Source organism: Glycomyces sambucus, assembly GCF_900102815.1.
In the GTDB taxonomy this organism is placed as follows: Bacteria; Actinomycetota; Actinomycetes; order Mycobacteriales; family Micromonosporaceae; genus Glycomyces; species Glycomyces sambucus.
This window is the reverse complement of sequence record NZ_FNGF01000004.1, coordinates 183451-209061: the sequence shown is the minus strand read 5'-3', so window position 1 is coordinate 209061 and position 25611 is coordinate 183451. Positions and strand designations below refer to the sequence as shown.

General features: G+C 72.8%; 20 protein-coding genes. 14 read left to right on the top strand and 6 right to left on the bottom strand.

Translation table 11 applies throughout. The annotated features are described in order from the left end of the window. Positions 1-78: 78 nt before the first annotated feature. Both BLS99_RS13425 and BLS99_RS13420 read right to left on the bottom strand, forming a co-directional pair. Positions 79-981: a 2-hydroxyacid dehydrogenase gene (locus tag BLS99_RS13425; RefSeq protein ID WP_091050273.1), complete on the bottom strand. Its 903-nt coding sequence runs from the start codon at positions 979-981 to the stop codon at positions 79-81. A 174-nt stretch (positions 982-1155) separates the two neighbouring features. Continuing rightward, on the bottom strand, positions 1156-2556 hold the full coding sequence (locus tag BLS99_RS13420) for an MFS transporter (protein WP_091050270.1): 1401 nt from the start codon (positions 2554-2556) through the stop codon (positions 1156-1158). A 119-nt stretch (positions 2557-2675) separates the two neighbouring features. On the opposite strand from BLS99_RS13420, the gene BLS99_RS13415 reads away from it, so the two are divergent. Together BLS99_RS13415 and BLS99_RS13410 are read left to right on the top strand one after the other, a co-directional pair. Next, positions 2676-3605, top strand: a complete 930-nt coding sequence (locus BLS99_RS13415; protein WP_091050266.1) for a LysR family transcriptional regulator — start codon at positions 2676-2678, stop codon at positions 3603-3605. A 34-nt stretch (positions 3606-3639) separates the two neighbouring features. Then, entirely contained in the window at positions 3640-4386 is a 747-nt protein-coding gene (locus BLS99_RS13410; RefSeq protein ID WP_091050263.1) for an arginase family protein, read from the top strand. A gap of 27 nt (positions 4387-4413) precedes the next feature. Here the strand turns inward: BLS99_RS13410 and BLS99_RS13405 are convergent, their stop codons facing one another. Then, entirely contained in the window at positions 4414-5904 is a 1491-nt protein-coding gene (locus BLS99_RS13405) for an Hsp70 family protein (protein ID WP_091050260.1), read from the bottom strand. A 152-nt stretch (positions 5905-6056) separates the two neighbouring features. Further along, complete coding sequence (locus BLS99_RS13400) at positions 6057-8000, bottom strand: AfsR/SARP family transcriptional regulator (RefSeq protein WP_091050256.1); 1944 nt, start codon at positions 7998-8000, stop codon at positions 6057-6059. Positions 8001-8098: 98 nt separating this feature from the next. Here BLS99_RS13400 and BLS99_RS13395 point away from each other — a divergent pair, with 98 nt between their 5' ends. Further along, a complete protein-coding gene (locus BLS99_RS13395; protein WP_091050253.1) occupies positions 8099-8971 on the top strand; it encodes an alpha/beta fold hydrolase in 873 nt (290 codons plus the stop codon). Positions 8972-9043: 72 nt separating this feature from the next. Here BLS99_RS13395 and BLS99_RS13390 read toward each other — a convergent pair whose 3' ends face one another. Then, positions 9044-9403: a hypothetical protein gene (locus BLS99_RS13390; RefSeq protein ID WP_091050249.1), complete on the bottom strand. Its 360-nt coding sequence runs from the start codon at positions 9401-9403 to the stop codon at positions 9044-9046. A 333-nt stretch (positions 9404-9736) separates the two neighbouring features. Between BLS99_RS13390 and BLS99_RS13385 the strand changes: the two genes are divergently transcribed. Together BLS99_RS13385 and BLS99_RS13380 are read left to right on the top strand one after the other, a co-directional pair. After that, positions 9737-10411, top strand: coding sequence for a HEAT repeat domain-containing protein (locus BLS99_RS13385; protein WP_091050245.1), 675 nt, complete (start codon positions 9737-9739; stop codon positions 10409-10411). Beyond that, a complete protein-coding gene (locus tag BLS99_RS13380; protein WP_091050243.1) occupies positions 10398-11390 on the top strand; it encodes a HEAT repeat domain-containing protein in 993 nt (330 codons plus the stop codon). The genes BLS99_RS13385 and BLS99_RS13380 overlap by 14 nt, the downstream gene beginning before the upstream one ends. A 79-nt stretch (positions 11391-11469) precedes the next feature. Here the strand turns inward: BLS99_RS13380 and BLS99_RS13375 are convergent, their stop codons facing one another. Continuing rightward, a complete protein-coding gene (locus BLS99_RS13375; protein WP_091050239.1) occupies positions 11470-12873 on the bottom strand; it encodes an MFS transporter in 1404 nt (467 codons plus the stop codon). Positions 12874-13138: 265 nt separating this feature from the next. Here BLS99_RS13375 and BLS99_RS13370 point away from each other — a divergent pair, with 265 nt between their 5' ends. From BLS99_RS13370 to BLS99_RS13330, 9 genes are all read left to right on the top strand, one after another. Beyond that, on the top strand, positions 13139-14821 hold the full coding sequence (locus BLS99_RS13370) for an ABC transporter substrate-binding protein (protein ID WP_091050234.1): 1683 nt from the start codon (positions 13139-13141) through the stop codon (positions 14819-14821). Positions 14822-14826: 5 nt separating this feature from the next. After that, the gene (locus BLS99_RS13365; RefSeq protein ID WP_091050229.1) at positions 14827-15801 is read left to right on the top strand and encodes an ABC transporter permease; all 975 of its coding nucleotides are present in this window, start codon (positions 14827-14829) and stop codon (positions 15799-15801) included. Next, a complete protein-coding gene (locus BLS99_RS13360) occupies positions 15798-16796 on the top strand; it encodes an ABC transporter permease (protein WP_091050226.1) in 999 nt (332 codons plus the stop codon). The genes BLS99_RS13365 and BLS99_RS13360 overlap by 4 nt, the downstream gene beginning before the upstream one ends. After that, entirely contained in the window at positions 16793-17686 is an 894-nt protein-coding gene (locus BLS99_RS13355) for an ABC transporter ATP-binding protein (protein WP_091050223.1), read from the top strand. Before BLS99_RS13360 ends, BLS99_RS13355 begins: the two co-directional genes overlap by 4 nt. Continuing rightward, the gene (locus BLS99_RS13350; RefSeq protein ID WP_091050220.1) at positions 17683-18540 is read left to right on the top strand and encodes an ATP-binding cassette domain-containing protein; all 858 of its coding nucleotides are present in this window, start codon (positions 17683-17685) and stop codon (positions 18538-18540) included. The genes BLS99_RS13355 and BLS99_RS13350 overlap by 4 nt, the downstream gene beginning before the upstream one ends. Next, positions 18537-19841, top strand: a complete 1305-nt coding sequence (locus BLS99_RS13345) for an alpha/beta fold hydrolase (RefSeq protein ID WP_218126477.1) — start codon at positions 18537-18539, stop codon at positions 19839-19841. The genes BLS99_RS13350 and BLS99_RS13345 overlap by 4 nt, the downstream gene beginning before the upstream one ends. After that, positions 19838-21253 carry an aminopeptidase P family protein gene (locus BLS99_RS13340; RefSeq protein ID WP_091050216.1) on the top strand — a complete coding sequence of 472 codons (1416 nt, stop codon included), beginning with the start codon at positions 19838-19840 and terminating at the stop codon, positions 21251-21253. The genes BLS99_RS13345 and BLS99_RS13340 overlap by 4 nt, the downstream gene beginning before the upstream one ends. Next, positions 21250-24354 (top strand): beta-L-arabinofuranosidase domain-containing protein, encoded by a 3105-nt coding sequence (locus BLS99_RS13335; protein ID WP_091050213.1) that lies wholly within the window; start codon positions 21250-21252, stop codon positions 24352-24354. The genes BLS99_RS13340 and BLS99_RS13335 overlap by 4 nt, the downstream gene beginning before the upstream one ends. 160 nt (positions 24355-24514) lie before the next feature. Further along, positions 24515-25192: a GntR family transcriptional regulator gene (locus BLS99_RS13330; protein WP_091050209.1), complete on the top strand. Its 678-nt coding sequence runs from the start codon at positions 24515-24517 to the stop codon at positions 25190-25192. The last annotated feature ends 419 nt before the right edge of the window (positions 25193-25611 follow it).

Genomic DNA, 25611 nt, shown 5'->3' with positions numbered 1-25611 from the left:
CGAACACTATGGCCCGCAACGGGACGCGACGATGATGCGAGCCCCCCGAACCGGGGTACGGCCCGCCCTACCCTCCGGTCAGTACCCGTTCTCGATGACGTGCGCCAGCGGCTCCCCGGCGGCGAGGCGGCGGATCTGGTCGCCCACGAGCGGGTAGACGCGCCCGAGGAAGCCCTCGACGGCGCCGCCGACGTGCGGGGTGATGAGGGCGCCTTCGAGGCCCCACAGCTCGTGGTCGGCCGGGAGCGGTTCGGGCTCGGTGACGTCGAGCGCGCACCGCAGCCGCCCGGAGGCGACCTCGCGGGTGAGCGCGTCGGTGTCGACCACGCGGCCCCGCGCGGCGTTGACCAGCAGCGCGCCGTCGCGCATCTGCGCGAGGAACGCCGCGTCGACCAGGCGCTCGGTCTCGGGGGTCAGCGGCACGATGACGACCACGACATCGGCCTTGGGGAGCAGGTCGGGGAGGTCGGCGAGGGTGTGGACGCCCGCGCGGGCGGTGCGGGCGATCTTGAGGACCTCGGTGCCGCACGCCTCGAAGCGCCTGGCCACGGACTCGCCGATGGACCCGGCGCCGACGATGAGCGCGGTCGCGCCGGTGAGCGACCCGGTGCGGGTCGGCGCCCAGTCGCGCTCGGCCTGCCGCCGCGCGAAGGCGTCGAAGCGCCGGATCGACGCGAGCGTGGCGGTCTGGATCCACTCGGCGGTGGCCTCGGTGTGCGCGCCCCGGTTGTCGCACAGGGCGATCCGGTCGGGCGTGTGCGGCACCCACTGCTCGGCGCCGGCGCTGAGCAGCTGCACGGCCTCCAGCGCGGGCAGGTCGGCGAAGACCTGCTCAGGAGTCGGGCCGCCGGGCGGGACGAGGAGCCGCACGTCCCCGGGGTCGGAGGGGTGCGCGCCGCCCTCCCAGATCTCGACGTCGACGTCTTCGGGGAGCACGCCCAGGTAGGCGAGCCCTGCTTCGTGAGGGATCCAGACCTTCATGCGGCCAATCCTAGAGCCCCCGCCGCCGCACACCACCCTGCCGACCGGTAAGTGGGACGAGCGGTCACATCACGACGGCGGGAGGCGCCCTCGGCCCGCGTCGCCGCACACGACCAGGGGCGCCGGTCCCGCTTCCGCGGCACCGGCGCCCCGCTCAGGCGCTGGCCTCGTCCCTTACGCGACGCCGACCAGTTCCGGTTCGGCCGCCGCCTCCTTGGCCCGGCCCCGGAGGTTGAACGCCCCCACCACGACCGCGATCACGGCCGCGGCGAGCGGGACGACCATGGCGGCCCGGTAGCCGGCGAGGAGGTCCTGGTCGGCCCCCGACGCGGTGGCGGCGACGTTGACCGCCGCGACCCCCGCGAGGCCGATCGCGGCGCCGAACTGGAACGAGGTGTACAGCAGCCCGCCCGCGAGCCCCTGCTCCTCCTCGTCGATCCCGTTGGTGGCGATGATGGTCAGCGGGCCGTACGCCAGCGTGAACGCCATCCCCATCGACACCAGGCTCGGCAGCATCCCCCAGTACGAGGTGCCCGTCCCGGCGGTGAGGAACAGCGCGAACCCGAGGAGCGCGAACACCAGCCCGGCCAGCAGCACCGGGGCGTTCCCGAAGCGGCGCACCAGCCTCGGCGTCAGCGTCGGGGCCAGCGCCACGTCGATGCCCATGATGAGCATCGCCAGGCTCGCCTCGATCGTCGACCAGCCGCGCAGCTCCTGGAGGTACAGCACCACCAGGAACTGGAAGCCGAAGAACCCGGCGATGAACATCATGCCGATCACGTTGGCGCGCACCAGCGAACCGGAGCGGAAGATCCCCAGCCGCACCAGCGGCGAGGCGGTGCGCCGCTCGACGGCGACGAACGCCCCGACGAGCGCCAGGCTCGCCGCGATCGCGCCGACCGTCCAGCCGACCCCCACATGCGTGGCGCGCTCGACGCCGAGCACCAGCAGCACCACGGCCGCGGTGATCGTGAGCCCGCCGAGCAGGTCGAACCGCTTGCCGGTGCGGTCGGGGCGCGGCGACCGCGGGATCAGCACCGACGCGGCGATGAGCAGCACCAGCGACAGGCCCACCGGCATGAAGAACACCCAGCGCCAGTCCAGCGTCGTGAGCAGGCCGCCGATGACCATGCCGAGGGTGAAGCCCCCGGCGCCGATGGCGCCGTAGACCATCAGGGCCCGGTCGCGCTTGGGGCCCTCCTCGAACCCGGTGGTGATGATCGACAGGCCCGCCGGGGTCATGAACGCGGCGGCGAGGCCGGTGACGAACCTGGCGGCGATGAGCGTGGCCCCGTTCTCGGCGAGCCCGCCGAGGCCGGAGAACAGCAGGAACACCAGGAGCGCGATGAGGAACACCCGGCGGCGCCCCAGCAGGTCGGCGGTCCGGCCGCCCAGCAGCATGAAGCCGCCGTAGCCGAGGACGTAGGCGCTCACCACCCACTGGAGCGACCCGGTCGAGAGGCCCAGGTCGTCGCGGATCGAGGGCAGGGCGATGTTGAGCATGGCGATGTCGATGCCCTCCAGGAAGATCGCTCCTGAAAGGACGAGCAGCACACCCCATTCACGGGCTTTCACGGTGTCTCCTTGACGAACGCAGTTGCGGTGGTCGTGCAATCGTCGGTCGGGACCGGCGCGGGAACAACGGCGATCGCGGCAACGTTCATTCAGTCAGACTTACCGATACGGAGGACGCCATGGAACGCGACGAACTCGAGTGCTTCCTGATCCTGGCCGAGGAACTGCACTTCGGGCGCACCGCCGTGCGCATGCGCCTCTCCCGCGCCCGCGTCAGCCAGCTCGTCCAGCGGCTCGAACGGCGCCTCGGCGCGCCCCTGTTCGAACGCACCAGCCGCACCGTCGTCCTCACCGAGCTCGGCGCCCGCTTCCGCGCCGACGTCGAACCCCACCACCGCGCCATCGAGCAGGCCCTCGCCCGCACCGCGGCCGCCGCCCGCGGCTTCGGCGGCACCCTCCGCGTCGGCTTCTCCGCCCCGTTCACCGGCGAGATCGCCATGCGCGCGGTCGACGCCCTCCGCGCCGAGCACCCCGAACTCGCCGTCGAGATCTGCGAGATGTCCTTCAACGACCCGTACGCGCAGCTGCGCGACCGCTACTACGACGTCCTGCTCATGGAGCTGCCCGTCCGCGAAGACGACCTCGCCAAGAGCCCCACCATCCTCACCGAGGCCCGCATGCTCGCCGTCGCCGCCGCCCACCCCTACGCCGCCCGGCCCTGGCTCACCATGGAAGACCTCCCCGGCGCCAGCCTCATCGGCATCGACGGCGACATCCCCGACTACCGCCGCGCCCTCCAGGCCCCGCGCCGCACCCCCGCGGGCCTGCCCGTGCCCGCCGGACCCGACGTCTCCAGCCTCCAGGAAGCCCTCATGTTCGTCGCCGCGGACAAGGGCGCCCTCCTCACCGCCGCCCACACCGGCACCTACCACGCCCGGCCCGGAGTCGCCCACGTCCCGGTCGTCGACGCCGAACCCGTCCGCTACGGCCTCGTCTGGCGCGCGGGCGAGAACACCGCCGCCGTCGACGCCTTCGCCGCGCTCGCCGCCGCCGAGGCCGCCGCCCGCACCACCGCCCTCACCACCACCGCCCTCACCAGCGTGGCCTGACCCGATACGCTGGGCCGCAACGAGAGGGGACCCCATGACCACCGTCGTCGAAGTGCCCGAGCACCGCGGCTCCACCGCCCCGGACGCCGCCCGGCTCGCCACCGGCGCCGCCCGCCTCGCGGCCATGATCCCCGCCGACCGGCACGTGCGCGTCGAACCCGGCGCGACCCTCGCCGACACCGCCGCACGCGTCCGCGCCGCCCTGCCCGACGACGACTTCACCTGCACCGTCGGCGGCGACTGCGGGATCGAACTCGCCGCGATCCAGGCCGCCCTCGAACGCCACGGCGACCGCCTCGCCGTCGCCTGGTTCGACGCCCACCCCGACATGAACACCCCCGAGACCTCGCCCTCCGGCGCGTTCCACGGCATGATCCTCCGTGCGCTGCAAGGCGAGGGCCCCGACGGCCTCACCGCCGCGCCCGCGCTCCGGCCCTCGCGCATCGCGCTGGCCGGCGCCCGCTCGATCGACCCCGGCGAGGCCGAGCACATCGCCCGCCACGGCATCGGCGGGCTCGACACCCTCGACCCCGACGCGGTCGTCTACGTCCACGTGGACCTCGACGTGCTCGACGGGATCACCGCGGTCTGCTACCCCGAACCGGGCGGCCTCACCCCGAAGGCGCTGCTCGAAGCCGTCATCGGCCTCGCCTCCCGCCACGAGATCGCCGGGATCGGCATCACCGAGTACGCGCCGTCCGCAGCGGACCCCGCCTCGGACCCCGACGAGGCCATGCTGCGCCTCCTCGTCCCCGCGCTCGTCCAGGCGTGCACCGCCTGAACCGTGCTCCGTGCGCCGCCTGAACGCTCAGCAGGAATCGTTCCCGGTGTAGGCGTAGGTGAGCGCGATCGGCTCGTCGGCGAAGTGCGCCGCGCCGCCGCCCGGCGTCTGGTCCGTGACCTCGCAGTTCTTGGCGTCCTGGCCGTTGCCCTCGCGCTGCTCCCCGGTGGCCGTGACGGCGGTGAACCCCGCCTCCGCGAGGATCGCCCGCGCCGCTTCCAGGGACTCGCCCAGCACGTCGGGGACCGCGACGCCGTTCTCGCCCGCGGGCGTCGCCGAGCGGTTCGTCGGCTCCGGCGACGGGGTCGCGGAGGTCTCGGGGGTCGGCGAGGCGGGCGCGTCCTCCTCGACCGGCGCCGTGGGCTCCGGTTCCTCGATCTGGTCCGACTCCGGTTGGGCGCCTGCGGCAGTGGGCTCGACCGACTCCTCGCCGCCGGTCTCCGGCAGCGGGGTCTCGGTGGCGGCGTCCACGTCCTGCACGTCCGGGCCCTCGCGGTTGAGCAGCGCGACCCCGGCGAAGGACAGGACCGCGAGCACCACGACCATCATCGTCACGATCACCTCGGGGCTCGTGCGCATCCGGATGAACGGCGCCGCCGCGGCCGACTCCTCCTCGTCCCCGTCGCCGATCCGCGCCAGGCCCGCGAGCGCGGCGCCCTCGGCGATCACGAGGTCGGGCAGGTCGGGGAGCACCGGCGCGACCCCGAAGTGGTGGCCGATGACGTCGGCGAGCAGCGGCGTGCGGCTCGCCCCGCCCACCAGGAGCAGCGCCGCGATCTGGTCGGCCTCGATCCCGGCGTCGCGCATCGCCTCCTCGATGAGGCTCACCGTGCGCAGCGCCGCCGGGGTCAGGCACTGGTCGGCGTCCTCGCGCGTCAGGCGCAGCTCGCGGTCGAGCCCGGGGAGCCCGACCGTGGCCGAGGGGTGGTCCGACAGGCGCTCGCGGGCCCGCCGCACCTCGTCGAGCACGGCGGCGCGCAGCGCGGTCTCGCCCGGGTTCTGCACGCGCGCCAGATAATCGGGGTCGGTGCGGCGCAGCCGCTCCGCGAGGTGGTCGAGCAGGAGCTGGTCGAAGGCCCGCCCGCCGATGTCGTCGGCGGTCTTCGCGGCCTCGATCTGGTACCGCTCGCCCTCGCGGCGCACCACGGCCGCATGGCATGAGGCCGCGCCTAGGTTGCAGACCACCAGGGGCGCACCGGCTTCGAGCCGGCGCCCCTGGACGGCCGCGTAGTGCCTGGCGGCGGCCTCGGGCTCGGAGACCAGGAACGCCGCGTCGAACCCCGCGTTCGCGGCGGCCTCGGCGTGGGCGCGGCGCCGGGTGGTGCTCCAGGTGGCAGGGACGGCGAGCCCGATGAGCGCGGGCTCGTCCGCCGGGATCGGCTGCGGCTCCTCGCCGTTCGCGGTGGTGGGGCTCTGGTGCACGTCCTCCGCGGCGCCGCCGTCGCGGCGGGTGGACACGGTGGTGGTCGCCGAGCCGAGGTCGACGCCGACGGCGACCGTTCGGGGGGAGGAAGGCATGCCCGTGAGTCTATTGCGTGAATACGAAGGGATTCAATAGGTCTCGCGCGATCCGTGCGACTTGTATTCGGTCGGCCGAAGTGTTACCTGTCGGTATCATTCGGAATGCGCAAGCGATCCACAGTGGTAGCGCTTGCATTGCGCGAATCCGGTCACGATTCCGCTCGCGCGCGCCGCAGATCGGCGAGGTGCCGGGCCACCGGTCCCGCCGTGAGCATTCCCGAACCCGCCCCGGCGAGTTCGGCGGCGGCCGGCCCGAGCGCGGCGAGCGACCGCTCGATGCCGTCCCTGTGCCGCAGGCCGATCGCGGCCCGCGCCGTCAGTGTCCACAGTGCTTCGAGCATGAGGTCGCCCGGGGGCGCGGGCACCCGCTCCAGCGCCGCGGCCGCCCCGTCCCGGTCCCCGCGCGCCAGGGCCAGCAGCGGCGCCGCCCAGGGGCGGTACGGGCCCCAGTCCTCCCCGCTCCGCGCCTCCACCGGCAGTCCGAAGTGGATGATCGTGCACAGGCGCGCCAGCGGCTCCAGACCCCGTTCCACGCCCGGCATCCCGGCCCCCGCGAGCCGGTCCGCCGCGGCGGCGTACGCCTCCCGGGCCTCCTCCGGGCCGCCGGTCGCGGCCGCGCGCATCGCCGCGTACCAGGCCGTGAACACCCGCGTGAGCGGCCGCTCGTGGCGGTCGGCGAGCGCGTCCGCGGCGCCCGCGTGGGCGTCCGCGCCCGCGAAGTCCCGGAGCGCGCTCCGCGCCTGCATCCGCACCAGCCGCCCCAGGACCTCGTAGGAGGCCAGGTCGTGCCGGGCGGCGAGCGCGGTCAGCTCCGCGCCGACCGCGTCTCGCACCGCCGCGAGCCCCGCGCGGTGGCACGACTGCATGAAGACCCCGTTGAGCGCGAACGCCAGCAGCGGCGGATCGCCCAGCTCCCGCGCGATCGTCTCGGCACTCCGCGCCGCCGCCAGTGCGCGCGGGCCTCCGGTGCCCCTCGACTCCATTGCGACCGTTGCCAGCAGGCGCGCCCGCGTCACCGCCGACGCGTCTGTGCCGAGCGCGTCCAGGGTCCGCTCGGCCGCCGCGACGATCCGAGCCGCCCGGGCCGGATCGTCCGACCGCGTCCAGACCGCCGGCACGTCGTACGCGCCGATGACCCGCGCCGTCAGCACCGGATCGCCGAGCCGTTCGGCCGCTTCGATCGCCTCGATCCGCCGCGCCCCCGCCGCTTCCAGGCCGCCCGCGCCCGTCACCGCCAGGTGCCGCAGCAGGCCCACCGTCGAGTCGAGCACCGCCCGCGCCCCCACCGAACCGTCCAGCGACGCCGCCGCCTGCGCCCACACCGCCGCGTGCGCGTCGGCGGCGGGCCCGCCCCCGCGCAGCAGCTCCACCTCCAGATCCCGCAGGCGCGGACCGGGATCGAGCCCCAACCGGTCCCGGATCAGCGCGCCGCCCCGCCGCACCACCTCCAGCGCCTCCGCCTGCCGCCCGCTCCGGTGCAGCGCGAGCGCCAGCAGCCGCCACGCCTCCTCCCGCCACGGGTGGCCCTCCACATGCGCGTCCAGCTCAGCGACCGCCTCCCCGGCCCGGCCCAGCGCCACGAGCGCCCCGGCCCGCCGCTCCACCGCGTCCAACCGCAGCTCCTCAAGGCGGCGGCGCTCGGCGAGCACCCACGGCCGGTCCTCCAGATCCGCGTACGCGCCGCCGCGCCACCAGCCCAGCGCCGCATCGAGACCCGTGAACACCGATTGCGGGCCCGCCTCAGCGGCCGCCGCCACCGCGGCCTCGAACCGCCACGCGTCCACCGCGCCGTCCCCGGCCCGCAGCGCGTACCCGCGCCCGTCCGTGACGATCACCCGCGCCGGCGCGCGCGGCGCCCGCTCCGGCTCCACCGCCCGGCGCAGCGCGGCCACGAACGTGCGCACCGCGCCCACCGCCCCGTCCGGCGGCACCTCCCACACGTCCTCCACCAGGCGCTCCACCGACACTGTCCGGCCCCGCGCCGCGATCAGCCGCGCCAGCACCGACCGGTGCCGCGCGCCCCGCAGCGCCAGCGCCCGGCCCTCGCCGTCCCACGCCGCCACCGGCCCCAGCACCCCGAAACCCACCCGCACCGCGCACCCCTCCCGCCGACGCCCAACCTATCGCTCATCGAACGCTCATCGAGGCCGGAGACGATCGAACGGACCCACCGAACACGAAGGAGACCACCATGACGATCCCCGGCTTCACGCGGCACCGCGTCCCCGTCGCCGACGGCGTCGCGCTCAACGCGGCCGTCGGCGGCACCGGCAGCCCGGTGGTGCTCCTGCACGGCTTCCCGCAGACCCACCTCATGTGGCGCCACGTCGCCGCCGACCTCGCCGCCGACCACACCGTCATCTGCCCCGACCTGCGCGGCTACGGCGACAGCGACAAACCCGCCGCGGCCGGGCCCGACACCTACAGCAAGCGCACCATGGCCGCCGACGTCACCGCCCTCGCCCGCGCGCTCGGCCACGAGCGCTTCGCCCTCGCCGGACACGACCGCGGGGCCCTCGTCGCCTTCCGGGCCGGGCTCGACCACCCCGGCGCCGTCACCCACCTGGCGATGCTCGACGTCGTCCCCACCCTCGACATGTGGGACGTCCTCCACGGCGCCGGCGCCGCCGTCGCCTTCCACCTGTACCTCATGGCCCAGCCGCCCGGCCTCCCCGAGCGCATGATCGCCGCCGAGGCCGACGCCTTCTTCGGCCACTTCCTCGACGTCTGGACCCGCGACCCGGCCGCGATCCCGCCCGCCGTCCGCGCCGAGTACCTCCGCGCCTCGGCCGCCGCCGTCCCCTCGATCGTCGCCGACTACCGCGCCTCCGCGGGCGTCGACATCGACCACGACCGCGCCGACCTCGCCGCCGGTGCCGCCTTCACCATGCCGGTCACCGTCGTCCAGCAGGACTGGGGCGCCGCCCTCGGCTACGACGCCGCCGCCCTCTGGCGCGCCTGGGCCCCCGACCTCGACCACCGCCTCACCACCGCCGGCCACTTCATGGCCGAAGAGGCTCCGGCGGAGATCACCGGGGCCCTGCGCTCACTCCTGGCCCGCTGAGCGCCCGGCCCACCGCCGCCGAGGGCCCCGGGGCTTGCGCCCCGGGGCCCTCGACGCATCGTGGGAACGGCGTCAGCCGATGCCGAGCCACAGCTCGTAGACGACCCGGTTGTTGCGCTCCGCCGTCCGGCACTGGTAGAGATAGCCCTCGTCCTCGTAGATCTCGCCCTTCGTCACGCAGGTGACGCGGCGGGCGAAGTAGGACTCGTAGAACCACTGCACCTGGGCCGTGTACTCGCCGGTGACTGGCGAGGCCGGATCGGCATCGGGAGCCGCCGAAGCACTGCCGGCGACGGCGACTCCCGCGAGGGACCCCGCCATCACGAGCCCGACGAGCGTCGCCGAGACCCTTCGGACGCCGCTCTTGAAGACACTGCCTTCGAGGACACTGCCTTTGAAGACGCTGTCTTTGAGAACGCTGTTGAGGGACATCGTGTTCCTTCCGCTGCAATCGTTGCGCAGTCCGCTCTCCCAGGAGGAGACCCGAATCCAAGACCCGGCCCACCGGGCGCGACGACCAGGCCGGGCCGTCGCCGCAGCAATCAGTCTGGCGCCGGTGCACGCCCCGAACAAGGCCGAACACCGGCAAGACAGCGGCAGGAACACCGCACGCACGCCAGGCGCCCCGGCCCGTCGGACAGCGCCGAACGAGCCCCGCGCGGCCGGATGCGCGCCCCGCGAGGCGCGAACGCGGACCCGATTCGGGAAAGGCTTGACATTGACACGGTGACAAGGTGTTTCCTTGGTTGCGGAGGTGCTTACCCGATGCACACGTCACACACGAATCCGCAGGCCATCGGCCTGATCGACGCGCTGGGCGCAAAGGACGCGTCCACCCGCCTCAAGGCCGCGCTGGCGGCCGGGACCGACCCCGAGCCCGCGTACGTCGACGCGCTCGTGGCCCGGTGCGGCGTCGAGCCGGACTTCTACGTGCGCGACATGCTCACATGGGCGCTCACCCGGTTCCCCGCCGCGGCCACCGTGCCGAAGCTCCTCGCCGAACTCGGCGCCGACCGGAGCCAGGCCCGCAGCCAGGCGCTCCACACGCTGTCCAAGATCGGCGACCCGAGCACCTGGCCCGCGGTCACCACCGGCCTCCTGCGCGACCCGGACGACGAGGTCGCCCGCGCCGCCTGGCGCGCCGCCGTCGTCCTCGTCCCCGAAGGGCAGGAGCAGGCGCTCGCGGCCGAACTCGCCCGGCAGCTCGCGCGCGGCGACCGGGAGGTGCGGCTCAGCCTGAGCCGCGCCCTCGTCGCCCTCGGCGAGCACGCCGAACCCGCGATCCGCATTGCGCTCGACAGCACCGACCCTGAGGTCGCCGCGCACGCCAAGGCCACCGAACGGCTCCTGCGCGACCCCGAGGCCGCGTTCGAGCTCAACGTCGGCACCGCCAAGCGCGCCTTCGCCCTCGGCGGCAGGGAACCCGATGCTGATCGGTGAGGTCGCGCGCCGGTCCGGCGTCAGCACCAGGATGCTCAGGCACTACGACACCCTCGGACTGGTGCGGCCCACGGGCCGCACCGTCGGGGGCTACCGCGAATACTCCGACGAGGACATCCGCCGGATCTTCCACGTCGAGAGCCTGCGCACCCTGGGCCTGTCGCTGCGCCAGATCGGCCGCGTCCTCGACGACCCCGGGTTCGCGCCCGCCGCGCTCATCGGCGACCTCATCGCGGCCACCGAGCACCGCCTCCAGCGCGAACGCGAACTCCTCAAGCGGCTCAAGGCCGTCGACTCCAGCGAACCCGCCGGATGGGAGGAGGTCCTGCGCATCGTCGAACTCCTCCACGGCCTCGCCTCGCCCGACGCCGCCCGCCGCCAGCAGGCCGTCCTTGCCCCCGCCGCCGACGTGCCCGCGCCCGCGCTGGCGGAGGCGATCCTCACCGAGGCCGACACCAACGTCGCGGGCGCGCTGCGCTGGGCGCTCGCACGCGCCGACCACGACGTCGCGGCGAGCCTGGCCCCCGGGCTGGCCTCCGGCGACGTGGAGGTGCGGCGGCGCGCGGTCCTCGCCCTCGCCGAACTCCCCGACGACGAGGCCGCGACCGCACTGACCGGCGCCCTCGACGACCCGGACGCGCGGGTGCGCGCCCACGCGGCCCTCGCGCTCGGCTCGCGCGGCCGGCCCGAGGCGGTGCCCGTGCTGGTCCGCATGGTGGTCGAGGGCGCGAACGACGTGGAGGCCGCCGAGGTGCTGGGCGCGCTGGCGGGGGAGGGGCCGGACCGGATCAAAGCGGCCCTGACAGGCGAACTCGCCGCGTCCACTGGGGACGCGGCGGTTCGGCTGCGGATCGTCCAGGCCCTCGCGGAGCTCCCGGCTCCGCTCGCGCTGGAGCTGCTTCATGTTGCGGCCCTTGACGAGGACCCGGCCGTGGCACGCACGGCCGCGGCCCTCGCGGACCTGATCGAACGGGGCTGACCGGGCTGATCGCAAGGGCCCGGTCGGACGGGCCGACCCGATGGAACCGGGCCGACCCGATTGAGCCATGCCGTTCGCGCTACGCCGGGACCTTCTCATGCTCCTCGGCCTCGGCGGTCTCCTTCGCCGCGGCGGCCTGGTAGCGCTCGCTGAGCAGGCGGTACTGCGGCGCCAGGAGCGCGACGCAGGCGAAGGCCGCGGTGGCGACGCCGCCGATGAGGAGCAGCAGCGCGATGCCGCGGCTCTCGCCGGTGCCGAGCAGCCACTCCCACTGGCGCTGGCCGTCATCCGTCCTCATGTAGGGGATCACCAGCAGCTCGGCGAGCGGCGCGATGAACAGCGCGGTGATCGGCGCGGCGGCGGCCTCGAAGGTCATCGCGAACCCGAAGACCCTGCCCTGCTTCTCGAACGGCACCACGCGCTGGATGACGGTCTGCTCGGCGGCCTCGGCCGCGGGGATGAGCGCCATGAACAGCCACACGCCGGCGATGTACAGCCACGCCCACTCGCGGAGGGTCGAGACCGCGCCCGCCGCGCCGAGGACGATCACCACGATCAGGATGGTGCGGATCGGGTTCTTCCCGATGCCCCACTTGGCGACCACCGCGCCGCCCGCGATGAACCCCGTGGAGGCCACGGCGAACCAGAAGCCCCAGCCCTCCACGCCGAACATGTCGATCCCGTACGGGTCCATGACCGCCATCGCGACCCCGCCGAACAGGTTGTTCAACGAGGAGAACAGGACCAGCGCCAGCAGGCCGGGCACGGCCCGGACCGCGAGCCAGCCGCCGCGCACGTCGACCCACTTCTCGACCGGCCCCGACCGCTCGGCCCGCTCCTCGGGGATCGGCAGCGGGATCAGGTGGACGAGGGTCAGCGCGAGCGCGGTGATGCCGATGACGAGGGTCCAGCCCATGCCCAGGAACCCGACCGACAGTCCGCTGAGGACGCTCGTGACGAGCATCGCGACGCCCTGGACGGTGCCGACCATCCCGTTCGCGTTCGCATGGCGCTCCTGGGGGACCAGGAGCGTGACCGTGGTCGACAGCGCGATGCCGCGCAGCTGCTCCACGACCGCGCCGGCGAGCATCACCACGGCGAAGATCCAGAACCACGGCGCGCCCAGGTCCTTGATGCGGTCGGCGCCCGCCGCGAAGAAGAACAGGGCGTCGAGGACGAAGACCCCGAGCGCGGCGACCGTGGCCCACATCATCACGGCCTTCTTGCGGAACCGGTCGACCAGCGTCCCGAAGAACATCCCGAACACCGCGAGGAACAGCATGTACGACGCGCCGATCACGCCGGTGGCGATGACGTTGCGCGTCTCGACGTAGATCCAGAACGTCAGCGCGAACCACAGGAAGCTGGTCGTCACGTTGGCGACGGCGGTGTTCGCCAGCACGTGGAGGAAGGTCCGGAACCCGTTGGGAGGCACGGCCCTTCCCGGTGCGGGGGAGTGCGGGTCCATCGTCGCCTCGGTCATCGGAGTGGTCCTTTCGGCAGGGGTCCGGTTCGCTCTGAACCGTCTCTCCCCCTAAGACCGGGCCCGGCCCCGGAATTCATCGGTCGGGACCGGCGCGGTCGCCGCCGATCCGCCGCCGAATCTCACTCCGGATCAGTGATATGTGATATGTGATATGTTACTGCGAGCCGGCGCCGCAACGCACCGGCGAGACGGCTCCGACCACGCCCGCCCCCCGGGTCAAAGGAGCGGTCATCGGCGCGAACAACCGAAAAGGAAATCCCCCATGCTGAAGAAGCTCACGCGCGCACCGGCGGTCCTCGTCGCCGCGGCGCTGCTCCTGACCGCCTGCAACGGGCAGAACGACGCCGGCGGTGCCGCGGGCGACGACCCGGTCTCCGGCGGGACCGTGCACATGCTGCAGAACGCCGACTTCTCGTACCTGGACCCGGCCCGCGGCTGGGACGGCGGCGTGAACGCGTTCTACCGCCTCGTCTACCGCGGCCTCACCATGCAGGCGTCCGGCGACGCCGAGGACCCGAACGCGATCGTCCCCGACATGGCCGAAAGCCTCGGTACAGCCTCCGAAGACGGCCTCACCTGGACCTACACCCTCAAAGACGGCCTCAAGTTCGACAACGGCGACCCCATCACCTCCGCCGAGCTCGAATTCGGGATCTCCCGCGCGTGGGATCCCGAGATCGGCATCGGCTCCCCGTGGCTGCGCAACACCGTCGATGCCCCCGCCGACTACGCCGGCCCGTACCAGTCCGGCGACCACCCCGGCATCGAGACCCCCGACGAGCACACCATCGTCTTCCACCTCATCGCGCCGTTCCCCGAGTTCGACTCCGTCCTGGCCCAGCCGAACGCGGTGCCGTTCCCGGTCGGGACCGGCGCGGGCGACGAGTTCATCAACGACATCATCGCCTCCGGCCCCTACACGCTGGACACCTACACCCCGGGCAGCCTCATCGAGCTCGTCCGCAACGAGCACTGGGACGCGGCCACCGACGACGTCCGCAAGGCGTACCCCGACGCGTGGGAGTTCGAGATCGGCCTCGACGGCGCCACGATCGACGAGCGCCTCATGGCCGGCCAGGGCACCGACGTGAACGCGATCTCCGGGCGCATCCAGCCCGCCACGCTCGCGCGCCTCCAGTCCCCGGACCTCGCCGACCGGGTCCTCACCGCCGACGCCTACTGCACCACCTACATGGGCATGAACACCACCAAGGCCCCCTTCGACCAGGTCGAGGTCCGGCAGGCGATGAACTACGCCATCGACCGCGCCTCCCTCCAGACCGCCTCCGGCGGCAACCAGCTCGCCGACCCCGCCACCACGATCACGCCTCCGGCGGTGAACGGTCACAAGGACTTCGACCTCTACCCGAGCGACGACGGCACCGGCGACCCCGACAAGGCCCTGGAACTCCTGGCCTCCGTCGGCCTCCAGGACGGCTTCTCCTTCACCCTGGACATCCGCTCCCAGCCGGCCATGCAGGCCCAGGCCGAGTCGATCCAGCAGGCGCTCGCGCAGATCGACGTCACCGTCGAGCTCAACGTCATCGACACCTCGACCTACTACGAGACGATCGGCACGCCCTCGCAGCAGTCCGACGCCGCCATCACCGGCTGGTGCCCCGACTGGGCGTCCTCGGCGTCCACGATGGTCCCGCCGCTGGTCGACGGCCGCCTCATCACCGACAAGGGCAACAACAACCTCGCCCAGCTCAACGACGAGGGCATCAACGCCCGCATCGACGAGATCAAGGCCATGACCGACCTCGACGCCGCGAACGTCGAGTGGGGCCACTTCGACGAGGAGGTCATGGCGCTGGCGCCGATGGCCCCGCTGCTGTGGGAGAAGGGCGTCTTCCTGCCCGGCGAGAACGTCGCCGGGTACATCCCCAACACCAGCATGACGGACCTGACGATCATCGGGCTCAAGGACCCGTCCGCGGGCTGATTCCGATGACCTTCACTCCGACACCACTCGAAGCTGAAGGCGCGGCGGGTGGTGAGGCGACCGGCGACCCCGCGTCGGCCTCGCCGCCCCGCTCCGGGCGACGCCTGGTCCGCACCTTCCTCAACGACCGCGTCGCGGTCGCGTGCAGCGCCTACATCCTCATCGTCGTCCTCATGGCGTTGACCGCGCCGCTCCTGGTCACGCTCAGCGGCCACGGCCCGCTCGAGTTCGACCAGGCCGCCGTCGACTCCAACCTCGGCGGGCTCCCGCTCGGCTGGGGCGGCGGGATCGGCGCGGACCACTGGTTCGGCGTCGAGCCCGGCAACGGGCGCGACATCTTCGCCCGGATCGTCTACGGCGCCAGGGTGTCCATGACGATCGCGCTCCTCGCCACCGCGCTCACCAGCGTCCTCGGCGTGGTCTTCGGCCTCATCGCCGGGTACTTCGGCGGGCGCGTCGACATGGTGGTCTCCCGTGTCATGGAGTTCCTGATGGCCTTCCCGGCCCTCATCTTCATGATCGCCGTCCTCTCGGCCCTCCCGGCCGAGAACCGACAGGCGCTCCTGGTCGTCGTGATCTCCTTCTTCGGCTGGCCCTACCTGGCGAGGATCGTGCGCGGCCAGACCATGTCGCTCAAGCAGCGCGAGTTCGTCGAGTCCGCGAAGGCGTCCGGGGCCTCCAGCGCCCAGATCATCTTCAAGGAGATCCTCCCGAACCTCTCCTCCACGATCATCGTCATGACCACCCTCGCCGTGCCCGGCTACGTCGGCACCGAGGCGGGACTGTCCTTCCTGGGCGTCGGCGTCGTCCCCCCGACCCCCTCGTGGGGCCAGATGATCGCCTCCTCCGTGCCCTGGTACGCCGTCGACCCCGCGTACTTCCTGTTCCCGGGCGCGTTCCTGTTCCTGCTCGTGCTGTCGTTCACCGTCCTCGGCGACCGCATCAAGAAGATCGCCGAGTCCGGGGAGGGCCGCGCATGATCCGCTTCCTCGCCAACCGCCTGCTGGGCATGGCCGTCGTGCTGTTCCTGGTGTGCCTGTTCACCTACGTGATCTTCTTCGTCCTCTCGCCCGACCCGGCCGTGCAGATCTGCGGCAAGAACTGCGACCCCGAGGCCATCGACCGGATCCGCGCGAACCTCGGCCTCGACCAGCCGTTCTGGACCCAGTTCTGGACGTTCCTCTCCGGCCTGTTCGCCGGCCGCACCTACGGGACGGGCGCCAACGCGATCGAATGCGCCGCACCGTGCCTCGGCTACTCGTTCCAGACCAGCCAGCCGGTCACCGACATGATCCTCCAGCGCCTGCCCGTCTCCGCCACGGTCGCCGTCGGCGCCGCCGTGCTGTGGCTGCTCGCCGGCGTCTCGGCCGGCCTCGTCAGCGCCGTCAAGGAAGGAAAGTTCGCCGACCGGTTCATCACCGGCCTCACCCTCACCGGCATGTCCGTCCCCAACTACGTCCTCGCCCTGCTGCTCCAGTTCCTACTGGTGGTGACCCTCGGATGGCTGCCGTTCCCGCAGGCCGTGCCGTTCGGCGAGGACCCCGGGCGGTGGTTCCTCAACTTCCTCATGCCCTGGATCGTCCTCTCCATCGGGGCCGCCGCCGTCTACACCAGACTCACGCGCGCCAACGTCATCGAGACCCTCCAGGAGAACTACGTGCGCACCGCCCGCGCCAAGGGCCTCAGCCCCGGCCTCGTGTGGCGCCGGCACGCCCTGCGCCCGGCCCTCACCCCGATCGTCACCATCTTCGGCATGGACTTCGCCGGGCTCCTCGGCGGCGCCCTCATCACCGAGACCGTGTTCGGCCTCAACGGGGTCGGCAAACTCGCCTCCGACTCGATCACGAAGAACGACCAGCCCGTCATCATGGGCGTCACGCTCCTCGCGGCGTTCCTCGTCGTCGTCGGCAACATGGTCGTCGACCTGCTGTACACCGCCATCGACCCGCGCGTGCGAGTGGGGAGCGCGACATGAGCACGCCCGAAACGACCGCACCCGAGCCCATCGCACCCGATGCGGGCACCGCCGCCGACCGCCCGCTGCTGCGCGTGCGCGACCTCACCGTCTCCTTCACCACCGCCACCGGCGACGTGGACGTCGTCAAGCGCCTCGGCTTCGACCTCCCGCGCGGCGGCGCCCTCGGCATCGTCGGCGAGTCCGGCTCCGGCAAGTCCATGACCAGCCTCGCCATCATGGACCTGCTCCCCAAGGGCGCCAAGCGCACCGGCTCCATCGAACTCGACGGCACCGAACTCACCGGCCTGCGCGAGCGCCAGATGCAGGCCGTCCGCGGCGACCGCATCGCCATGGTCTTCCAGGACCCGCTGTCCTCGCTCAACCCGTACTACACCGTCGGCACCCAGATCGCCGAGGCGTACCGCGCCCACCGCACCGGCGTCACCCGCCGCCAGGCCCGCCGCATCGCGATCGAGGCCATGGAACGCGTCCACATCCAGGACGCCGCCCGCCGCGTCGACCACTACCCGCACCAGTTCTCCGGCGGGATGCGCCAGCGCGTCATGATCGCCATGACCCTGAGCATGGAACCCGACCTCATCATCGCCGACGAGCCCACCACGGCCCTCGACGTCACCGTGCAGGCCCAGATCCTCGACCTCCTCGCCGAGATCCGCCGCGACACCGGCGCCGGCCTCATCCTCATCACCCACGACCTCGCCGTCGTCAGCGAGGTCGCCGACCAGATCATCGTCATGCGCGGCGGCGACCTCGTCGAACAGGGCACCGCCGAGCGGATCTTCTGCGACCCGCAGGCCGACTACACCCGCATGCTCCTCGACGCCGTCCCCCGCATCGACGACGAGATCGGCCAGCTCCGCACCATCACCACCGAGGAGGACCGATGAGCGAACCCCTGCTCCGCGCCGCGAACCTCGTCAAGGAGTTCGCCGTCCGCGGCAACGGCCTCCTCGGCACCGCCGCCAGGTTCCGCGCCGTCGACGACGTCTCGCTCGAAGTCCGCACCGGCGAGACCCTCGCGCTCGTCGGCGAGTCCGGCTCCGGCAAGTCCACCACCGCGCGCCTCATCGCCCGCCTCATCGACACCACCAGCGGCACCATCGAGTTCGCCGGCCGCGAAGTCCACGCCCTCACCGGCAGAGACCTCCACGCCTACCGCGGCGAAGTCCAGGTCGTCTTCCAGGACCCGTACTCCTCGCTCAACCCCAAGCACTCCGTCGAGCGCATCGTCACCGCCCCGCTCGTCTACCAGAAGCGGCCCGTCCCCGGCGGCGCCCGCGCCTTCACCAAGGAGCTCATGGAACGGGTCGGCCTCGACCCCGACCACTCCGCGCGCTTCCCCGCCCAGTTCTCCGGCGGCCAGGCCCAGCGCATCGGCATCGCCCGCGCGCTGGCGGTCTCGCCGCGGCTCATCATCGCAGACGAGGCCGTCTCCGCCCTCGACGTCTCCGTCCAGGCCCAAGTCGTCAACCTGCTGCGGCGGCTCCAGGACGAGGAGGGCTTCAGCTACCTGTTCATCGCCCACGACCTCGCCGTGGTCCGCCAGATCGCCACCCGCGTCGCGGTCATGAACGGCGGCCGCATCGTCGAGACCGGCGACCGCGACCAGGTCTTCGGCGACCCGCAGGACCCGTACACGCGCAAACTGCTCGCGGCGGTCCCGCGCATCCGGCCAGAATGGGACGCCGCGCGGCGCCGCAACGAGCGCGCCCGCACCGAACGACAGGAGGCCGCGACATGAGCACGGCAGCAGTGGGCACGGTCGAGTACTCGATGCCGGGCATGCGCGTCAGCGAACGCCACGTGCCCGTCCCCCTCGACTGGGACGACCCGACCGCGGGCGGGATCGAGGTGTTCGTGCGCGAACTCGTCGACCCCGACCGCCGCGGCGACGACCTCCCGCTCCTCACCTACCTCCAGGGCGGCCCCGGCGGCGCCAACCCGCGCCCCCTCAAGGCCGACGGCTGGATCGAGGAGGCCCTCAAGGACTACCGGGTCGTCCTCGTGGACCAGCGCGGCACCGGCCGCAGCACGCCCCTCGACGCGCAGATCGTCGCCGCGACCGGCGACGCCGAAGCCGGCGCGGACTTCCTCGCGCACTTCCGCGCCGACTCCATCGTCCGCGACCTCGAACACGTCCGCACCACCGTCTACAACGGACGGAAGTGGACGACGCTCGCCCAGTCCTACGGCGGCTGGCTCACCCTCGCCTACCTCTCCCGCGCACCCGAAGCCCTCAGCGCCGCATACGTGTGCGGCGGCATCCCCGGCAACCCCATGAGCGCCGACGAGGTCTACCGCCGCACCTTCGACCGGGTCGCCCTCAAGACCGCCGAGTACTACCGGCGCTACCCCCACGACGCCGACCGGGTCGCGGCCATCGCCGACCGCCTCGCCGCCGACCCCGTCCACCTCCCCGACGGCGACGTCCTCACCGTGCGCCGCTTCCAGTCCCTCGGCATCGACTTCGGCATGAAACCCGGCTTCGAACGCATGCACTGGCTGGTCGAGAACGCCTTCATCCGCGACGGCCGCCTCTCCGAAGGCTTCCTCGCCGACGTCCTCGCCCGCACCTCCTCCGCCGCCAACCCCCTCTTCTGGACCCTCCAGGAGTCCATCTACGGCGACGGCCCCAACGGCCCCACCGCATGGGCCGCTCAGCGCGAACGCGACCGCCGCCCCGAGTTCGGCGAGGACCGCCGGCCCCTCCCCTTCACCGGCGAGATGGCCTTCCCCTGGATGTTCGACGAGGTCAGACTGCTGCGCGGCTTCGCGCCCGCCGTCCACGCCCTCGCCGCCCGCACCGAATGGAGCCCGATCCTCGACGCCGACCGCCTCGCCGCCAACGAGGTCCCCGTCGCCGCCGCCGTCTACTTCGACGACATGTACGTCGACTCCGGGCTCCAGCTCGACACCCTCAAAGGCGTCGGCAATGCCCAGGCATGGGTCACCAACGAGTTCGAACACGACGGCATCGGATCGGGCCGGGTCCTCACCCGCCTGCGCGACCTGGTGCGCGACCGAGGAGGAGAACGGCGATGACCGACACCCGCCCCCCGTACGCCGGCACCCGCTACCCCAGGCTGGCCGAGACCCCCGCCTTCACGGAGCACATCGCCGCAGGCTGGGGCAACGGACCCGTGCCCGCGACCACCGTCCCCGGCGCCGCCGCAGCCGCCGCCGCACACCGCGACCGGCTCAGCGAACGCCTCCCCGGCCAGGCCGTCGTCGTCGCCTCCGGCACCGCGCCCGTCCGCAACGACGACAACGACTACCCGTTCCGCGCCGACAGCGACTTCACCTGGCTCACCGGCGGCCAGATCGAAGGCGCCGTCCTCGTCATGACCCCCCGGCCCGGCGGCCACGACGCCCGCCTCCACATGCCGCCGCCATTCCGGCCCGGCGACACCGGCTTCTTCGCCGACGCCGCCCACGGCGAACTCTGGGTCGGCGCCTCCCCGGGCCTGCCCGAATGGTCCGACGCCCTCGGCCTCCCCGTCCAGGACCTCGCCGACCTCACCGTCCCCTCAGGAGCGCTCACCACCGGCAGCGCCGGCGCCGCACTCGTCACCGAACACGGCCTCGAACCCTCCCCGCTCCTCGACCGGCACCTCTCCCGCCTCCGCATGATCAAGGACCCCTGGGAGATCCAGCAGCTCCGCGACGCCGTCGACGCCACCGTCACCGGCTTCGCCGCCGTCGCCGCCGAGATCCCGCGCGCCATCGGCGACGGCCTCGGCGAACGCTGGCTCCAAGGCACCTTCGACCGCCACGCCCGCACCCAGGGCAACGGCACCGGCTACACCACCATCGTCGGCTCCGGACCCCACGCCCCCACCCTCCACTGGGTCCGCTGCGACGGGCCCGTCCTCCCCGACGAAGTCCTCCTCCTCGACATGGGCGTCGAGGCCCGCAGCCTCTACACCGCCGACGTCACCCGCACCCTCCCCGCCTCCGGCACCTTCAGCCCCCGCCAGCGCGACGTCCACGACCTCGTCGAAAAGGCCCACCGCGCCGGCCTCGCCCAGATCCGACCCGGCACCGAATACCTCGACTTCCACTTCGCCGCAATGGAAGTCATCGCCACCGGCCTCCACGACTGGGGCCTCCTCCCCGTCTCCGTCGACGAAGCGCTCTCCCCGGGCGGCCAGCAGCACCGCCGCTACCTCGCCTGCGGCATCGGCCACCACCTCGGCCTCGACGTCCACGACTGCGGCAAGGCCGAATACGAGGACTACATGGGCGCCCCGCTCGCACCCGGCGTCGTCATGACCGTCGAACCCGGGCTCTACTTCCACGCCAACGACCTCACCGTCCCGCCGGAACTGCGCGGCATCGGCGTGCGGCTCGAAGACGACGTCCTCGTCACCGCGGCCGGCTCCGAAGTCCTCTCCGCCGGGCTCCCCATCGACGCCGACGGCATCGAGGCGTGGACGAAGGCCCAGCAGCGATGACCGCACCGATCCTGCGCCCCGTCCCGCTCGGCGCCGCCCGCATCGCCGACACGAGCGTCTTCGCCCGCGCCCGCGATGAACTGCTCCACCTCGCCCGCGTGTACCCGGTCGACCGCCTCCTCGCGGTCTTCCGGCGCAACGCCGGACTCGACACCCGCGGCGCGCTCGCGCCCGGCAACTGGGAGGACTTCGGGCACCCGGCCGAGGACGCCTGGAGTGAGCACGACTACCCCGGCCGCGAGCACGCCCAGACCGCGAACCTCCTGCGCGGGCACTACGCGGGCCACTTCCTGTCCCTGCTCGCACTGGCCGCGGCGGGGGAGCGGGACCCGTCCCTCGCGGCCAAAGTGGACGAGTTCGTCGCGGGCCTGGCCGAGGTCCAGGCCGCGCTGGCGGCGACCGGCCGCTACTCCCACCCGGGATTCCTCGCGGCCTACGGCGAATGGCAGTTCTCGCGGCTGGAGGACTTCGCGCCCTACGGCGAGATCTGGGCGCCGTACTACACCACCCACAAGATCATGGCCGGTCTCCTCGACGCGTACGAGCAGTGCGGGAACGCACAGGCGCTCGCCGTCGCCACGGCCATGGGGCACTGGGTCCACGGGCGCCTGGCGCGGCTCGATCCCGAACGGCGCCAGCGCATGTGGTCGCTGTACATCGCGGGCGAGTTCGGCGGGATGAACGAGACCATGGCCCGCCTGAGCGCCGCCGCCGACGAGCCCCGGTTCCTCGGGACCGCCGCGTTCTTCGACCAGGAGGACCTGCTCGCGGCGGGCGCCTCGCGCACCGACGTGCTCACCGACATGCACGCGAACCAGCATCTGCCGCAGCTCATCGGCTACGTGGACGAGTACGAGCTGACCGGCGAGCGCCGCTACCTCGACGCCGCGGTCGGCCTGTGGGACCAGATCGTCCCGGGCCGCGTCTACGCCCATGGCGGCACGGGGGAGAGCGAGCTGTGGGGGCCGCCGGACACGGTGGCCGGCGACGTGGGCCACCGCAACGCCGAGACCTGCGCGAGCTACAACCTGCTCAAGCTGGCCCGGAAGCTGTTCGCGCACACGCTGGACCCGCGATATATGACATATTACGAACGGACTGTCCTCAACCACATCCTCGGCTCCCGCCGGGCCGTCCGCTCGGACACCGGCCCCGAGGTCACCTACATGTTCCCGGTCCACCCGGGCGCGATCCGCGAGTACGACAACGTCGGCACCTGCTGCGGCGGCACCGGCCTGGAGAACCACGTCAAGTACCAGGACACGGTCTTCCTCACGGCCCCGGGCACCCTGTACGCCAACCTCCCCGTCGACGCCGACCTCGACTGGGCCGATGCCGGCCTCCGCGTCACCCAGCGATCGAACTTCCCCCTGGGCGAATCCACCACCCTGCGATTCGCCGCCCTCGACCCCGCATCGGATGCAGGGCACGCCGCCACGGGCCCCAGTGCCACATCACATGGCACTCAGGCTGGTGGGCAATCGGGCGCCATCGCGCCGGACGGTGCCATGTCACATGGCACTCAAGCTGACATGCAGTCGGGCAGCACTACGCCGGACAGTGCCATGTCACATGGCACTCAGGTCGGCAAGGATGCGGGCGGTATCGCGCCGAACGATGCCATGTCACATGGCACCGAGCGGACGGTCCAGCTCCGCATTCCCGCGTGGGTCGCGGGAGCGCCCGAACTCCGCCTCAACGGTCAACTGCTCGACCTCTCGGCCGCCCCGGGGGAGTACGCCGCCGTCACCCGCACCTGGGCGCCCGGCGACGAACTCGTGCTGCACACCCCGGTGTCGCTCCGCGCCGAACCGGCCATCGACGATCCTCGGCAGTGCGCGCTGTTCCTCGGCCCGACCCTCCTGCTCGCGCAGTCGGAGGCCACCACGAGCCTTCCCTTCGGCCTCAACGGCCGCCGCGCCTTCGACGGCAGCCTCATCACCGGCCGCACCGGCGCCGAACTCCTGGCCGAACTCGCTCGCGACGGCGCGATCGAACTCGACAACACCCTCCCGGACAGCACTGTGCTCGACCACGACCACCCCGGCGGCGCCGATTCCGGCGAGACCGGCTCTGCGGCGTCCGCCCTCCCCACTGACCACACCCCCGGGCCCGGCTCAGGCTCCAGCCCCGACTCCGCAGCCTCCGCCCCCACCGGCTCCCGCGCCTCTGCCGCCGGTCCCGCCATCGCCCACCCTGGCAGCACCAGCGCCCACCACCGCATCGCGTTCGAGCCGTGCTGGTCGGGGGAGGACAGCCGGTACCACATGTACGTCCGGTCCTCAGACGCCGAGATCGCGTTCGGCGGCAACGGGACTGGCGTTCCCAACCGGCAGCGGTCGGACGGCGGTACCTTCCTCGACGAACTCTGGGCGCCCGAGGCCTTCCCGAGCCGGGAAGTCTTCCTCGCCCGGGTCGCGATCGTCGCCGCCCGCGTCCGGGCCGAAGGGCTCCTCGGCCGCGACGAACTCGCGACCGTCCTCACCGCCGCCGCGGCCTTCGACGGCGCCACGGGTCGCCCGCGCGCGTTCAACGCCGCCGAGATCCCGGCCGTCGCCGATCCCGGCGCAGTCCCCCCTGCCGTGGCGATCGAGATCCTCGACCAGCCCGCCCCCTCGGGCTGGTTCACCACCGCGCCCCGCATCCGCCTGCGCGGCTTCGACATCGACCGTCCCGACACCGCCGACCGGCTCCGCCTCGAACTGCGGATCTCCGGCGGCGACTGGACCCCCTACGAGGCACCGGTCGCGCTCACCGAGGAAGGCGTGCACCTCGTCGAGGCCCGCGTGACTGACCCCGACGGCCTGACGGGCACCACCTCCCGCGAGGTCAGCGTCGACACGACCCCGCCGGTCTCGCGCGCCGTGGTGAAGGACCTCGGCGCGAGCGTCGAGATCACCCTGCACGCCGACGACGGCGTCTCCGGGGTCGAGCGCGTCCAGTGGGAGGGGCCCGGCACCTTCTGGGGCACGTTCCAGGAGGCGTTCGTCCGCGCGATCGACGACGAGCCGCAGGTCATCGAGTACGCCGCGACCGACCGCGCCGGCAACGAGGAGCCCCGGCGGCGCCTCGTGATCCCCGGGAAGCGGGACCGGCCGTGACCTCCGCAAACAGGCGGCGACGGGCCGAGTCGGGGTACGCTGCACGCCGGTGTGGGACACGTGTGCCCAACGTAGGGCGTGAGGCGCGTGCGCGCCTGGCAAGGCGTGCGGCACGCGTCCCCGAGCAGCCGGGGCCGCGCGAACGGGAAGCTGGAGCAGCATGTTGACCTCTGACAATCGACTCGAACCGGGCGAGAGCCTGCGGGTGCGCGTGGAGCGGACGCTGTCGCTCGCGATCATCTCCGGCGAACTCGCCCCGGGCGCGCTCCTGACGGTGCCGCGGCTGGCCGAGCAGTTCGCCGTGTCGGCGACCCCGGTGCGCGAGGCGATCCTCGACCTGGAGAAGCGCGGGTTCGTGGAGCCGGTGCGCAACAAGGGCTTCCGGGTGACGGCCGTCAGCGACGACCTCCTCCACGACATCGTCGAGATCCGGCTGCTGCTGGAGCCGCCCGCGATGGCGCGCCTCGCCGAGGCGTTCCCCGCCGACCGGCTCAAGGCGCTGCGGGCGCAGGCCGACGACATCGTCGCGGGCGCGCGCTCCGGCGACCTCACCGCGTACCTGCTCGCCGACCAGCGCTTCCACCTCGAACTCACCGCGCTGCTCGGCAACCCGGTCCTGGTCGAGACGATCGCCGAGCTGCGGGCGCGGACCCGCCTGGTCGGGTTGGTGTCGCTGGTGGAGACGAGCATGCTCGACGTCTCGGCCGCCGAGCACCACGGCCTCCTCGACCACCTCGCCGGGGGCGACGCCGACGCGGCCGCGGACCTCATGCGCCAGCACATTCGCCACGCCATCGGCTGGTGGGCGGGCAAGACGGAGGAATCCGCGGCGGATTGAGCCGTTCGCCTGTCGGCCAACGCACGTACACGCAGGGTGGTAGAGACAGGACCACCCGGCGCGATAGAAATATGTGACATATTACAGAGCGGATCGAGTTCGCGAACCGGAACGATCCAGCGGCACCGAGACCGGCCGAACCCATCGGCCGAACCGACTGCCGCAGCGGACCGAGGTCCGCCCGAGCGACCGGCGAAGCCGGCCGATCAGGCGGGATCGGCGAGACCGGCCGATCAGGCGGGACCGGGGTAACGAGGCCGATCAGGTGGGACCGGGGTAACCAGGCCGATCTGGCGGCAGGAGTGAAGACGGAAGACCGCGGGCGATCGGCAAGCCGGCCGATCCGAAGGCGGGAGCGAAGACCGTGCGCGACCGACCGGCTTGCCGGTCGGTGCGGTGGCACGGGGGAAGACCGACGA

Excerpts from the sequence above, each read along its gene's own strand:
- BLS99_RS13425 (WP_091050273.1), bottom strand. The coding sequence starts at position 981 with ATGAAGGTCTGGATCCCTCACGAAGCAGGGCTCGCCTACCTGGGCGTG.
- BLS99_RS13415 (WP_091050266.1), top strand. The coding sequence starts at position 2,676 with ATGGAACGCGACGAACTCGAGTGCTTCCTGATCCTGGCCGAGGAACTG.
- BLS99_RS13410 (WP_091050263.1), top strand. The coding sequence starts at position 3,640 with ATGACCACCGTCGTCGAAGTGCCCGAGCACCGCGGCTCCACCGCCCCG.
- BLS99_RS13405 (WP_091050260.1), bottom strand. The coding sequence starts at position 5,904 with ATGCCTTCCTCCCCCCGAACGGTCGCCGTCGGCGTCGACCTCGGCTCG.
- BLS99_RS13395 (WP_091050253.1), top strand. The coding sequence starts at position 8,099 with ATGACGATCCCCGGCTTCACGCGGCACCGCGTCCCCGTCGCCGACGGC.
- BLS99_RS13390 (WP_091050249.1), bottom strand. The coding sequence starts at position 9,403 with ATGTCCCTCAACAGCGTTCTCAAAGACAGCGTCTTCAAAGGCAGTGTC.
- BLS99_RS13385 (WP_091050245.1), top strand. The coding sequence starts at position 9,737 with ATGCACACGTCACACACGAATCCGCAGGCCATCGGCCTGATCGACGCG.
- BLS99_RS13380 (WP_091050243.1), top strand. The coding sequence starts at position 10,398 with ATGCTGATCGGTGAGGTCGCGCGCCGGTCCGGCGTCAGCACCAGGATG.
- BLS99_RS13375 (WP_091050239.1), bottom strand. The coding sequence starts at position 12,873 with ATGACCGAGGCGACGATGGACCCGCACTCCCCCGCACCGGGAAGGGCC.
- BLS99_RS13370 (WP_091050234.1), top strand. The coding sequence starts at position 13,139 with ATGCTGAAGAAGCTCACGCGCGCACCGGCGGTCCTCGTCGCCGCGGCG.
- BLS99_RS13365 (WP_091050229.1), top strand. The coding sequence starts at position 14,827 with ATGACCTTCACTCCGACACCACTCGAAGCTGAAGGCGCGGCGGGTGGT.
- BLS99_RS13360 (WP_091050226.1), top strand. The coding sequence starts at position 15,798 with ATGATCCGCTTCCTCGCCAACCGCCTGCTGGGCATGGCCGTCGTGCTG.
- BLS99_RS13355 (WP_091050223.1), top strand. The coding sequence starts at position 16,793 with ATGAGCACGCCCGAAACGACCGCACCCGAGCCCATCGCACCCGATGCG.
- BLS99_RS13350 (WP_091050220.1), top strand. The coding sequence starts at position 17,683 with ATGAGCGAACCCCTGCTCCGCGCCGCGAACCTCGTCAAGGAGTTCGCC.
- BLS99_RS13345 (WP_218126477.1), top strand. The coding sequence starts at position 18,537 with ATGAGCACGGCAGCAGTGGGCACGGTCGAGTACTCGATGCCGGGCATG.
- BLS99_RS13340 (WP_091050216.1), top strand. The coding sequence starts at position 19,838 with ATGACCGACACCCGCCCCCCGTACGCCGGCACCCGCTACCCCAGGCTG.
- BLS99_RS13335 (WP_091050213.1), top strand. The coding sequence starts at position 21,250 with ATGACCGCACCGATCCTGCGCCCCGTCCCGCTCGGCGCCGCCCGCATC.
- BLS99_RS13330 (WP_091050209.1), top strand. The coding sequence starts at position 24,515 with ATGTTGACCTCTGACAATCGACTCGAACCGGGCGAGAGCCTGCGGGTG.